The sequence below is a fragment of the Methylobacterium tardum genome (assembly GCF_023546765.1).
In the GTDB taxonomy this organism is placed as follows: Bacteria; Pseudomonadota; Alphaproteobacteria; order Rhizobiales; family Beijerinckiaceae; genus Methylobacterium; species Methylobacterium tardum.
The window spans coordinates 6,130,726-6,143,561 of sequence record NZ_CP097484.1; the positions used below are offsets into that span (position 1 = coordinate 6,130,726).

The 12,836-nt window shown below is 71.5% G+C and carries 9 protein-coding genes and 1 pseudogene; 9 read left to right on the top strand and 1 reads right to left on the bottom strand.

The window, feature by feature from the left end; all coding sequences use genetic code 11:
• The first annotated feature begins 54 nt into the window (after window positions 1-54).
• The 7 genes from M6G65_RS29330 (at window position 55) to M6G65_RS29360 (ending at window position 7,943) form a co-directional block, all read left to right on the top strand.
• Window positions 55-1,656 carry a YcaO-like family protein gene (locus M6G65_RS29330; RefSeq protein ID WP_250103208.1) on the top strand — a complete coding sequence of 534 codons (1,602 nt, stop codon included), beginning with the start codon at window positions 55-57 and terminating at the stop codon, window positions 1,654-1,656.
• A complete protein-coding gene (locus M6G65_RS29335; RefSeq protein ID WP_250103209.1) occupies window positions 1,653-2,525 on the top strand; it encodes a sugar phosphate isomerase/epimerase family protein in 873 nt (290 codons plus the stop codon). The genes M6G65_RS29330 and M6G65_RS29335 overlap by 4 nt, the downstream gene beginning before the upstream one ends.
• A 160-nt stretch (window positions 2,526-2,685) precedes the next feature.
• Window positions 2,686-3,924 (top strand): glycosyltransferase family 4 protein, encoded by a 1,239-nt coding sequence (locus tag M6G65_RS29340; RefSeq protein WP_308445182.1) that lies wholly within the window; start codon window positions 2,686-2,688, stop codon window positions 3,922-3,924.
• 104 nt (window positions 3,925-4,028) lie between these two features.
• Window positions 4,029-4,787 carry a PIG-L deacetylase family protein gene (locus tag M6G65_RS29345; RefSeq protein ID WP_250103210.1) on the top strand — a complete coding sequence of 253 codons (759 nt, stop codon included), beginning with the start codon at window positions 4,029-4,031 and terminating at the stop codon, window positions 4,785-4,787.
• On the top strand, window positions 4,777-5,406 hold the full coding sequence (locus M6G65_RS29350; RefSeq protein ID WP_238194766.1) for a uracil-DNA glycosylase: 630 nt from the start codon (window positions 4,777-4,779) through the stop codon (window positions 5,404-5,406). The genes M6G65_RS29345 and M6G65_RS29350 overlap by 11 nt, the downstream gene beginning before the upstream one ends.
• A gap of 151 nt (window positions 5,407-5,557) precedes the next feature.
• Window positions 5,558-6,643 carry a lysylphosphatidylglycerol synthase domain-containing protein gene (locus M6G65_RS29355; protein WP_238194767.1) on the top strand — a complete coding sequence of 362 codons (1,086 nt, stop codon included), beginning with the start codon at window positions 5,558-5,560 and terminating at the stop codon, window positions 6,641-6,643.
• Between the two features lie 19 nt (window positions 6,644-6,662).
• Entirely contained in the window at window positions 6,663-7,943 is a 1,281-nt protein-coding gene (locus tag M6G65_RS29360; RefSeq protein WP_250103211.1) for an ATP-binding protein, read from the top strand.
• On the opposite strand, the gene M6G65_RS29365 is transcribed toward M6G65_RS29360, so the two are convergent.
• Entirely contained in the window at window positions 7,934-8,536 is a 603-nt protein-coding gene (locus tag M6G65_RS29365; RefSeq protein WP_238194769.1) for a glutathione S-transferase family protein, read from the bottom strand. The genes M6G65_RS29360 and M6G65_RS29365 overlap by 10 nt on opposite strands.
• Window positions 8,537-8,717: 181 nt before the next feature.
• Here M6G65_RS29365 and M6G65_RS29370 point away from each other — a divergent pair.
• A pseudogene (locus tag M6G65_RS29370) lies at window positions 8,718-11,191 on the top strand (heavy metal translocating P-type ATPase).
• A complete protein-coding gene (gene cueR, locus M6G65_RS29375) occupies window positions 11,188-11,661 on the top strand; it encodes a Cu(I)-responsive transcriptional regulator (protein ID WP_238194771.1) in 474 nt (157 codons plus the stop codon). Before M6G65_RS29370 ends, cueR begins: the two are co-directional and overlap by 4 nt.
• Window positions 11,662-12,836: the final 1,175 nt, after the last annotated feature.

Consider the following 12,836-nt stretch of genomic DNA (forward strand, 5'->3'; position numbering starts at 1 on the left):
GGGTGGATGGGGGCAGGGGCATGGCGCACGGCTCGCGGCAGACGGGAACACGACTTGACCCAAGCAGACGCCTTCCACGACCAGGACGACCGCGCCCGCCACGAGCGGATCAAGGCGCCGCGACCCTACCGCTTCGGGGCCAAGCGGCCGATCGAGGGCCTGCCCGAGACCCTGCCCGACGCGGTCAAGGCCTATCTCGACGTCCTGCCGGAAGGCCGCATCGTCGGCTTCCCGCTGGCACCGCTTGATCGCACCGGCATCCCGGTCTGGTTCGTGGCCCTGTTCCTCGGCGACCCGTTCTTCGTGGGCGCAATGCCGTCGGGCATCGGCTACGGCGCCACCGACGACGAGGCGCTGATCGGCGCCGTGGCGGAGATCGCCGAGAATTTGATGCCGTCACTCGCGGTGCTGCCGCGGGCCAAGGAGCGGGCGAGCTACGCCGACCTCGTGCGCGTCTACGGCACCAAATCCGTCGCCGACCCGCTGACCCTCTGCCTCCCGGCCGGCTCTCCGGTCGGCCGCGACACGGTCCTCGAATGGACACCGTCCGTGCGGCACGCCACGGGCGAGATCGTGCTGATGCCGCTCGACATCGCGGCCACCGACTATTTCGAGCTGTCGGAGGGCTACAAGCCCTTCACCAACCTGATCACCAACGGGCTCGGCGCAGGGCCCGACGTGCCCTTCGCCCTGGGCCACGGCGTGCTGGAACTGCTGCAGCGGGACGGCAACGGCCTGCTGTTCCGGGCCCTCGACCAGGGCGTGATGCTCGACCTCGACGGCATCGGCCCGGAGAACGCCGCGATGCTGGCCCGGCTGAAGGAGCTCGGGATCCGCGCCCTGCCGAAATTCGCCACCGACCAGTTCGGGCTGACCAACCTCTACGTCGTCGGCTACGACGAGGATCCGGCGCGGACCCCGGCACCGATCGCGCTCTCGGCCTGCGGCGAGGCCTGCGATCCGGACCGGGAGCGGGCCCTGCGCAAGGCGCTGCTGGAGTTCCAGGCGGCGCGGGTGCGCAAGACCTTCGGGCACGGTCCCCTCGACATGGCCGCCACGGTGACGCCGCCCGGCTACGTCGACGCGTTCATCCAGAAGGCGCTCCCCAGCCTGGACTTGGAGGAGAGCCGCGCTCTCCAGGCGATGCTCGAATGGATCGAGATGCCGGCGGCCGACCTGCGCGGCGTGCTGGCCGACACGGTCTATTCCGAGCGCAGCACCAAGCGGTTCGCCGAGCTGCCCTCGACCCCGGCCGCCGACGGCCATGCCCGGGGGAAGATCGCCTGTGACCGGCTGCTGGAGGCCGGGTTCGATGTCCTCTACGTCGACTGCACCCCATCCGGCGGCGGGGTCGGCGTCGTGAAGGCGATCGTGCCGGGGCTCGAGGTCGAGACCATGAGCTACTACCGGATCGGCGAGCGCAACACGAAGAAGCTCCTCGACCGCGATCACCCGCTGATCCGCTTCGGCACCGAGAGCGAGACCCTGCGCCCGGTGCGGCTCACGCCGGAGGCCCTGGAGCGGTTCGGCGGCCAGCCGCTGTTCGACACGGCCCTGGCCGAGACGATCGTCGGTCGGCACTATCCGCTGTACCGCGAGCCGGAATCGCACCATGCGCCGTTCCGCCTCGCCCAACGGCAGGGGAGGGCGGCGTGACGCTCCGGTTCGCCTACAACACCAACGGCGCGGCCAACCACCGCCTCGGCGACGCGCTCCATCTGATCAAGGCGGCGGGCTACGATGGCGTGGCCCTGACGCTCGACATCCACCACCTCGATCCGTTCGCCGAGACCTGGGCGGCCGAGGCCGGCCGGGTGGCGAGTCTCTTGGAGAAGCTGGAGCTGACCTGCGTCATCGAGACCGGCGCCCGCTTCCTGCTCGATCCCAACGCCAAGCACGAGCCGACGCTGGTGACGGCCGACGCCGCGGGCCGCGCCCGCCGGGTCGGCTTCCTCAAGCGGGCCGTCGAGATCGGCGCCATGCTCTCCGCCGAGGCGGTGTCGTTCTGGGCCGGCGTGCCCAAGCCCGGCGTCGATCATGGCGAGGCCCGGCGCTGGCTGGTCGAGGGGCTGCACGAGGTCGCGACCTTCGCCACCGAATCCGGGGTCGTGCCGTGTCTGGAGCCGGAGCCCGGCATGCTGATCGAGACGCTCGGCGATTATGCGGCCCTCGACGTGCCGGGGCTCGCGCTCGCCCTCGACACCGGCCACTGCCTCGTCACGGGCGAGCGCGAGCCCGCGGCGGCCGTGCGGGAATTCGCCGACCGGATCGGCACTGTGGCGATCGAGGATATGAAGCGCGGCAGTCACATCCACCTGCCCTTCGGCGAGGGCGACATGGACGTGCCGGGCGTGTTGGAGGCGCTGGAAGAGGTCGGCTTCGGCAAGCTGATCTGCGTCGAGCTGTCCCGCGAGAGCCACCGGGCCGACGTGATGATCCCTCAGGCGCTGGACTACCTCCGTGGCTGCCGGCGCCCTGGCCCGGTGCTGGCGGGCGAGCAGGAGACGCGGCGGCAATGGCCGTGAGGATGGCGGCCCGCCTCTCCTCCCCCTTGCGGGGAGGAGCCGGAGGTGGGGGTGGTGCAGAATTGAGCGATCGGGTGCCTCCTGCACCACCCCCACCTCTACCCCTCCCCGCAAGGGGGAGGGGATTCCGACCGGCCCGCACTCCGCATCGCGTGCAACGATGAGAATCCTCTTCCTCAGCCGTCGCTACTTCCCGGCGATATCGGGCATGAGCGTCTACGCGCAGAACCTGCTGCGCGAGCTGGTCGATGCCGGCCACGACGTGACGATGATCTCGCAGTACCGGGGCGACGCCTTCGGCACCCGCGTCTACGGCGGCGGGCCGCCGCCGCCGGTGCCGGGCGTGCGGGTGATCGGCCTGGAGCAGCTCGGCGAGCAGACCTCCGGCGATTTCGAGCGCGACATCGACACGATGGTGGACGCCATCGGCCGAGAGCATGCCGAAAAGCCCTTCGACGTCCTGCACGCGCAGTACGGCTACCCGACCGGCTGGGCGGTGCTGCTCGCGGCGCGCAAGCTCGGGGTGCCGAGCGTCGTCTCGATCCAGGGCGGCGACGGTCACTGGGTCGGATCGTGCTGCGAGACGCACCGCGTCGCCATGTGCGAGGTCCTGGCCCACGCCAACGCGCTGCTGATCGGCGGCGCCTCCTTCGTGGACGAGGTCTGCGAGCGGCTGGGATCGGATCCCGCCCGCTTCACCATCGTGCCCGGCGCGGTGGACACCGACCGCTTCGCGCAAGGGACGCCCGACGGGCTGCCCGCGCCTCATGCCGGGCCGGTGCGGCTGTTCTACCATGGCCGGGTCGACCGCCGGAAAGGCGTGCTCGACTTCATCAACGCCCTGGCGATCCTGCGCGAGCAGGGCACGCCCTTCGCCGCAACGATCTCGGGCATCGGACCGGATGTGGATCCGGCCCGGGCACTCGCCGCGGAGCTGGCCTTCTCGGATCGCGAGATCGCCTTCACGGGCTACGCCGAATACGGCTCCGTGCCCGACTTGTACCGGCGCGCCGACGTGTTCGTCTCGCCGACCTACGCGGAGGGGTTTTCCAACACGATCCTGGAGGCGCTTGCGGCCGGGCTCGCCACGGTGTCGTGCCACGCGGTCGGCGTCTCGGACTGCCTGCGCGACGGCGAGAATGGGCTGCTGGTCGATCCCGGCGACGTGCCCGCGCAGGCCGCCGCGCTCACCCGGGTGATCACGGATGCGGGCCTGCGCCGCCGCCTGGCGACCGCCGGCCTGGAGGAGTGCAGGCGGGTCTATTCCTGGCATGCTGTCGGGCGGCAGATCATGGACGTCTACGCCCGGGTGCGCGACGAACGGCCCGCCACCGACTTCGCGACGGACCTGCCCCACGATCCGACCTGCCGGTTCCGCGCCGAGCCGCATCTGCTCTGAAGGCGCTTCAGTCTTGGATATCCAACCCGCGGCCTCCGCTGCGCTCCGGCGCCTTAGGGTGCGGTGACGGGTTGGAGCTCGCACCAGCCGATAGACCCTGAACCATGCCCACCGCGCTCGCCCTCTCGCCCCATCTCGGCGATGCGGCCTTCTCCTGCGGCGGCCTTCTGGCGAGCCTCGCGCAGGCCGGTTGGCGCGTGGTGATGGCGACCCTGTTCACCGGCAGCGTCGCCGACCCGCAAGGCTTCGCGCTGGCCTGCCAGCTCGACAAGGGTCTGGCGCCAGATGTCGACTACATGGCTCTGCGCCGGGATGAGGATGTTCGCGCCGCCGCCGCGCTCGGCATCGCGCCGCCCGTGCACCTGCCGTTCCGGGAGGCGCCGCACCGGGGCTACGGCTCGGCGCCGGAGCTTTTTTCGGACACCCGCGCCGACGACGGCATCGCGGCCGAGCTCGCACCCGCGCTCGCGGGCCTGATCGCCGCGGAGAGCCCCGATCTCCTCCTCGCGCCCCAGGCGATCGGCGGCCATGTCGATCACGTGCAGGTCGTCCGGGCGCTCCGAAGCCTGGACGTCGCGGCGCCGATCCTGTGGTGGCGCGACTTCCCCTATACGGTGCGGGAGGACGCGCCGAAGGAGCCCCTCGTCGGCCTGTTCGCCACCCTCGCCGAGGCGAAGATGCGCCTGGATCCGGACGCGCAGGCCCGGAAGCGCGCGGCCTGCGCAGCCTATGCCAGCCAGATCGGCTTCCAGTTCGGCGGCGAGGCCGGACTGAACGCGCGCCTGGCCCGCGAGGCGGGGATCGAGCGCTTCCGCCTCTCGGGCCGGCTCGGCGCGGCGATCCCGGGTCTCGATGAAGGCTGAGCCGCAGGCGCCGAAGGCGCTGGCCGATCCCGATGCCCTCGCGGCGCGCCGCGCCCTGATCGGGGCGCCGCACATCGCGCCGATCCGGGCGCTCGCGGACCGGATCGCGGCGGAACGCGGGGCGCCGGTCCCCGTGCCGGACCCCCTGGACGGCGGCGTCGGGGCGCGGATGCTCCTCCTCCTCGAGACGCCCGGCCCGGCCGTGCTGCGCACCGGCTTCGTCACCCGCGACAGCGCGAACGGCACCGCCGCCAACCTGTTCCGCTTCCTCGCCGAGGCCAGCATCGCCCGGGCCGACACGCTGATCTGGAATGTCGTGCCCTGGCTGATTCACGAAGCGGGCGCCCTCAACCGCGCCCCCCGCCGGGCCGAGGTCGCGGCCGCCGCGCCGTATCTGGCCCCGCTCCTCGACCTGCTGCCGCGCCTAGCCGTCGCGGTGCTGGCCGGCCGCTTCGCCGGCGAGGCGGCGCCGGCTGTCGCGGCGATCCGGCCGGGCCTGCCGGTGATCCGGGTGCCGCATCCGAGCCCGACCTATGTCTGCACCTCGCCGGACGTCCCGGCCCGGATCCGGAAAGGCCTCGCCGAGGCCGCCGCAATCCTCGGTCGGACGGCTCGTTGAGGATAGAACGTCGGTCCGGGCGGCGCCTTCCCTGGCCTTGCGCGCCCGTTCGGCCTACATGCGGGGCAACGGGCCGCGGTCCGGGAGACTCCGGCACGGGCTGATGCCCTGCGGCCGGGCCGCGCAGCCGGAAGGGCGGACGCCGAACGGCATGAATTTTCAGGGACAGCACCGGAGCGCGGCCGAGAAGGCCGAGCCGGTCCAGCACGACCCCGCGGCCGTACCGCGGAAAAGCCGGCGCAGCCGCTATGCCTGGATCGGCACGGCCGCCAGCATCGTGCTGTTCGCGGTCTCCCTCGGCGTGCTGTGGAAGCTCGTCCAGAGCGTGAGCTGGGCCGAGGTCCACGCGGCCATCAAGGCGGCGACGTTCGAGCAACTCGGCCTGGCCTTCCTGTTCGTCGGCATCAGCTACCTGTTCCTCACCGGCTACGACGCGCTGGCCCTGCGCCAGCTCCGGATCAAGGTGCCGTACCGGATCACCGCGCTCGCCTCGTTCACGAGCTACGCGGTGAGCTTCACCCTCGGCTTTCCCCTGCTGACCGCCGGCACCATCCGCTACTGGATCTACGCCCGGCAGGGCCTGTCCACCGCCAAGATCGCGGCGCTCACGGTGATCGCCGGATTCACCTTCTGGCTCGGCATGGGTGTGGTGCTGGGCCTGAGCCTGATCATCGAGGCGGGCCAGCTCGCCGGGCTCGCCTTCACGTCGATCCGGATCAACCAGAGCGTGGGCCTCGCGGCGCTCGCCCTGGTGCTCGGCTACCTCGCCTGGGTCTCGGCCAAGAAGCGCAGCATCACGGTCAAGCACTGGCGCCTGGAGCTGCCCGGCGCCTCGGTCTCCATCGGCCAGATGATCGTCGGAATCGGCGACGTCTGCGCGGCGGCGGCCGTGCTCTACGTCCTGCTGCCGCAGGAGACGACGCTGGCCTTCACCACCTTCTTGGCGATCTACGTGCTCGCCGCCATGCTGGGCATCGCGTCGAACGCGCCGGGCGGCATCGGTGTGTTCGAGGCGACGATCCTGCTCGCCCTGTCGAGCCTGCCGCGCAACGAGGTGCTGACCTCGCTGCTCCTATTCCGGGGCTGCTACTACGTGGTTCCGTTCGTGACCGCCCTGGCGATGCTCGGCCTGTACGAGATCGTCAAGCGCGCGGGCGGCGCGCGGGATCCCGGGCCGCCGGAGGGCACCGCCGGCCCGTCCGGCCGGGCGTGGCACGACGAGTCCGGCCCCCGCTGATCGGATCGGCCGGCCCGCCATGCCCGACCGCCCGCTTCCGGAACGCCTGCGCGGTTCCCCGGCCTGGACGGGCGCCGCGATCGCGGCCGGTCTGTTCGGGCTCGCGGCCGCCCTGGCCGGGCGCCTCGACCTGCCGCTGATCCTCGCGGGCCTCGGCGCGGTCTGCCTCGGCGGCTGGCTGGCCGGCCGCGACCGGGCGCTGTCGCCGCCGCGGCCGGCCGCGGCCGCGCCGCGCAGCGCGGTCGCCGAGGCGCTGCTCGCCCACGTGCCGGACCCGGTGATCCTGGTGGACCGGCGGACCCTGGTGGTGGAGGCCAACCCCGCCGCCCGGGCGCTCCTGCCGGCTCTGCACCAGGCCCGGCCGCTGTCCTTCGCCCTGCGCGACCCGGAGGTCCTCGACGGCGTGGAGGCGGTGCTGAGTTCCGGCATGCCCCGCCGGATCGCCTTCTCGACCCGGATTCCCCTGGAGCGGACCTTCGAGGTCCAGATCGGCGCCCTGCCGATGCCCGACGGGTCCGGCGTCAGCGCCGTGCTGTTCCTGCGCGACCTGACCTCGGCCCGGCGCCTGGAGGCGATGCGGGTCGATTTCGTCGCCAACGCCAGCCACGAGCTGCGTACGCCGCTCGCGACCCTGATCGGCTTCATCGAGACCCTGCAGGGGCCGGCTCGCGACGATGCGCAGGCGCGCGCGCGTTTCCTGGAGATCATGCGCGTTCAGGCACTGCGCATGACGCGGCTGATCGGCGACCTGCTCTCGCTGTCGCGGATCGAGCTGCGCGAGCACGTGGCACCGACCGCCGTGGTCGATCTCGGAGCCCTCGCGCGGCAGATGGTCGACGCCCAGGGGCCGCCCGCCGAGGCCCGCGGCGCGTCGATCCGGTTCGAGGACGGGGCCGGCCCTTATCCAGTGCCCGGTGATGCCGACGAGCTCGCCCGGGTGATCGAGAACCTGATCGAGAACGCGGTGAAATACGGCGGTGGCCAGGTCAGCGTCGGGCTGGCCCGGGAGGAGGATGCCCGGCTCGGCCGCCGCATCATCCTGTCGGTCTCCGATGACGGGCCGGGCATCCCGCCCGAGCACATTCCGCGCCTGACCGAGCGCTTCTACCGCGTCGATGTCGCGTCGAGCCGGGCGCGGGGTGGCACCGGGCTCGGGCTCGCCATTGTCAAGCACAGCCTCAACCGCCATCGCGGCCGCCTCGCCATCGAGAGCGCCGTGGGGCAGGGGACGGTCGTGCGGGTCAGCCTGCCGGAATACGGCGCCGCCGCGCCGCTCCCGGCGGCGGCCGATCAGGCATAGGCGCCGATCCCGAGCTTCGCCTCGACGCGCCCGATCCAGCCGCGGACTGCCGGATACGGTCCGAGATCGAAGCCGCCCTCATGCGCCATGCGGGTGTAGGCGACCAGCGCCACGTCGGCGAGCGTCAGGGCGTCCCCTGCCATGAAGGCGGAGTGCGCGAGCGTCCCATCCATCAGCCGCAGCGCGTCCGCGCCGCGTTCGGCGAGCTTCGGATCCAGATCCTCGGGCGCGCGCCTGAGGTAGTGGAGCTGGTAGCGCCGGACCGCGATGTAGGGCTCGTGACTGTACTGCTCCCAGAACATCCATTGCAGCATGCGGGCGCGGTCGAGCGGTGCCTCTGGGATGAGCGGGGAGCCCTCCGCCAGGTAGACGATGATCGCGTTCGATTCCGACAGAACCGCGCCGTCAGGCAGGACCACGACCGGCACGCGCCCGGCCGGGTTCAGCGCCAGGAACTCGGGCGTGCGCGTCCCGCCGCCCGGCACGTCCACATCGCGCCACGTCGCGGGAATGCCGAGATGGGCCGCGACCCATTTGACCTTGAGGCAGTTCCCGGATCCTGGGTCGCCATAGATCGTGAGCGGCTCGGTCATCCCTGTTGTCCGCAAGGTTGCTGGCGGACTCTGGCCGGACATGGCCGATTTCACAACCATTGCCTTGGGAAATCCCTGCGCGTTGCCGGGCATCGCTCTGGCGTCAGTCCCGCCTCTTGACCTTCCCATGATGGGAACCCCCATCTCACTGGGCCTGGAAGCTTCGAACGGAACCGCCGCCATGTCGGACCCCGTCGCCCTGACCCTCCCCGTCGAGGGCATGTCCTGCGCCTCCTGCGTCGGCCGCGTCGAGCGCGTCCTCGCGGCATTGCCCGGCGCCCGCGACGTGGCGGTGAACCTTGCCACCAACCGCGCCAGCCTCGTCCTGGGGGGCGGCGCACGGCCATCCGACGCCGCGGCGGCGCTGGCGGATGCCGGCTACCCCGTTCCCGAGACGCAGAGCCTGCTGGCGCTGGAGGGCCTGTCCTGCGCGAGCTGTGTCGACCGCGTCGAGCGGGCGCTCGCAGCCGTGCCGGGCGTGACCGGCGCCAGCGTCAACCTGCCGCCGGGCGCGCCGTGGTCCGCCATCCCGAGGGCGTCGTGGCGATGGCCGATCTGGTGGCGGCCGTGGAGGCGGCGGGCTACGCGGCGCGATCCGTCGATGGGGCGCAGCCGGTCGACCCGGCGGCCCGGCAGGACGCCGAGGGCCGGGCCCTGCGCCGCGACCTGATCGCCGCGGCGCTCCTCTCCGCACCCGTGGTGATCCTCGACATGGGCGGCCACGTCCTGCCGGGCCTGCATGGCGGCGTGGTGACGGCCCTGATCCAGGCTGTCCTGGCCACCGTGATCCTCGCCGGGCCCGGTCGGCGGTTCTTCCTCAAGGGGATTCCGGGGCTGCTGCGCGGCCGCCCGGACATGAACGCCCTCGTCGCCCTCGGGGCTGGGGCCGCCTACCTCTACTCGCTGGTCTCGACGCTGGCGCCCGGCCTGCTGCCGGCGGGCGCGGCTCATCTCTACTTCGAGGCCAGCGTGCTGATCGTCACGCTGATCCTGCTCGGCCGGACCCTGGAGGCGCGCGCCAAGGGGCGAACCGGGCAGGCCATCGCCCGGCTGATGGACCTCGCGCCGAAGACCGCCCGGGTCGTCCGGGACGGCGCGGAGGCCGAGGTGCCGCTCGCCGATCTGCGCGTCGGCGACGTGGTCCGGGTACGCCCGGGCGAGCGTGTCGCCGCCGACGGCGTCGTGGCCTCCGGCACCAGCCATGTCGACGAGAGCATGATCACCGGGGAACCGGCGCCGGTGCGCAAGGCGCCGGGCGACCGGATGGTCGGCGGCACCCTCAACGGCCGCGGCAGCCTCGACCTGCGCGTCGACGCGGTCGGGGGCGCCACTGTGCTCGCGCAGATCGCCGCCATGGTCGAGCGGGCCCAGGGCGGCAAGCTGCCGATCCAGGCGCTGGTCGACCGGGTGACCGGGCGGTTCGTGCCGGCGGTGATCGGGATCGCCGCGACGACCTTCCTGGCCTGGCTGCTGCTCGCGCCCGCGCCCGCGCTGGGGACGGCGCTGGTCAACGCGGTGGCGGTGCTGATCATCGCCTGCCCCTGCGCCATGGGCCTGGCGACGCCGACCGCCATCATGGTCGGGACCGGGCGCGCGGCTTCGCGGGGCGTCCTGTTCCGCGACGGCGCCGCGCTGCAGCGCCTGCGCGACGTGCGGGTCGTCGCCCTCGACAAGACCGGAACCCTGACGGAGGGGCAGCCCCGCGTCACGGATCTCGCACCGGCCGACGGCGTCGCGGCGGACGAGGTTCTGGCCCTGGCGGCCGGCCTCGAGACCCGCTCGGAACACCCGCTGGCCGGTGCCGTCGTGGCGGCCGCCCGCGAGCGCGGCCTCCGGGTGCCCGAACCGGACAGCTTCGAGGCGGTGGACGGATTCGGAATCTCCGGCCGCGTGGCCGGCCGGGCCGTCGCACTCGGCGCGCCGCGCTATCTCGACCGGCTCGGGGTCGTGCTGGATCCGGCCCTCGCCGACCGCGCCGAACGGCTGGCCGGGGCGGGACGGAGCCCGGTCCATCTGGTCCTCGACGGCCGCCACGCCGCCGTGCTGGCCCTGGCCGATCCCGTGAAAACCGGCGCCCGCGAGGCGGTGGCGGTGCTCAAAGCGCGCGGCCTCACCGTCGCGATGGTGACGGGCGACGATCCCCGCGCCGCCGCTTGTGTCGCCGAACGCCTCGGCATCGACCACGTGGCCGCCGGGGTTTTGCCCGGCGGGAAGGTCGAGGCGGTCCAGCGGTTCCGGGCGGCGCACGGGCCGGTGGCCTTCGTGGGCGACGGCATCAACGACGCGCCGGCGCTCGCCGAGGCCGATGTCGGGCTGGCCATCGGGACCGGCACCGACATCGCCGTGGACAGCGCCGACGTGGTGCTGATGTCGGGGAGCCTGGATTCTCTCGTGGAGGCGCTGGCGCTTTCGCGAGCGGTCATGGCGAATATCCGCCAGAACCTGTTCTGGGCCTTCGCCTACAACGCCGCGCTGATCCCGGTCGCGGCGGGCGTGCTGGTGCCGTTCGGCGGCCCGGCCCTGTCGCCGATCCTGGCCGCGGGCGCCATGGCGTTCTCAAGCGTCTTCGTTCTCGGCAACGCGCTGCGGCTGCGCCGGGCCGGCGGGCGGCCGACCCCTGCCGAGGCGGCGGCGCTCACCCCGAGGACCGTATGAGCGCGGCGCTCCTGACGATCGGCGAGGCGGCACGGCGCACCGGCGTCTCGGCCAAGATGATCCGCTGGTACGAGGCGACCGGCCTGCTGCCGCCGGCCGCGCGGTCCGAATCCGGCTACCGCCATTACGGCGAGGCCGACCTGCACACGCTGCGCTTCATCCGCCGCGCCCGCGATCTCGGTTTCAGCGTCGACGCGATCGCCGACTTGCTGGCGCTCTGGCGTGACCGGGACCGGCCGAGCGCCGGCGTGAAGGCCATCGCGCAGGAGCAGATCGCGGACCTGCGCCGCCGCATCACCGAGCTGGAGGGCATGGCGCGGACGCTGGAGCATCTGGCGGGCGCCTGCTGCGGCGACGAACGGCCGGACTGCCCGATCCTGGACGACCTCGCCGCGGCGGACCGTCCGCCCACGCCTCGGCCACAGCGCCGCGGGCTCTCCGGACGCGGGGCCGCGCGCAGAGCCGTGTGAGCGCGGCGGCTTCTCTTCGGAGGGAGGCCGCCACGTCCCTGGATCAGGCCGGTCTGGACCGTCGTTCAGACGCGAGAGCGTTTTCGGAATGAGCTGAGTCGGACGGTTTGGGTTCACGCAGGGCTTTTGGACTGCTTCATCGCGGGCTCCCTGTGAGGAGCACATCAGGGGTCGACCCTAAAGCCAGGATCTGCGTGAGCGGGTATGACCAACGACCTGTGAACGAAGGGCCGTCTGCGTTTGCGACAAGCCCCGCAGAGCCGCGGAATTGGCTCACGCGAAACCGTGCGACTCAGCCCTGCGTCGTGTGACGTGCGTGAACCTGTGGCGGAGGATAGTCCTCCGCAGCGCTGAAGATCTGAATTGCTCCGACCCGGATGCCCTTTCAACGCTCTGGCGGCGCGACTTCAGCCGCACTGCGCTGGAGAGGCTCGGCTTTAGAAGCGGTCGTTCGCCGCTCTGGCGGCCGTACGACGTTGCCCTCCCAGTGCTTTGCTGAAGCGATATCGTTGCGGAAGCGCTAGCATTCAGGCGGTCTCAGATTGCTGATGCTTAGGAAGGCAATCAACGCTTCGCTCCTATGCAGACGCAGGCGCGTAAAGTCCATCGACCACGGTTCTATAGGAATAATTTATCCGGGTTCAGAAATAGATCTCTATATTGCGCGCCTCTGCATTCCATGCTGATATGAGCCCGATCGACACCACTGATCGATCATGAAATCAATAAATCAGACGGAGCATGGAGTCTGACGGAGGCGATCGATGCGACGAGCAAGTATGTTTTTGGCCGCTCTCGGGCTCGCGACGGGCGTGTTCTGGCTGACGATGTTGACGACTCCGCCTGTCTCTGAAGCGAGCCCCCAGACGAGAATCGACACCCGCGATTTGACCTTGAAAGCACATCCGGATGGCGGATTGCCATGCGATGCATTCTAGGGACATCACGCTTTCATAGAGTGTTCACTTAAAGGAAGTTGCCGATTTACTTGCGATCGAGGCCCGTCGGCATAGGGCCTCGCCGTCCTCAAACCGCTCGACTCAATGCTCGGCCGGGTTGAGGTTAAAGTATGCCATGCCGCCCGAAGCCTTCCCTCCTGCGCAAGCCATAACGTAGTGGCAGTATTGGGCAAGAGGAACGGAACAGCAACGCCGCCGCTGCGTACGATGTCGATG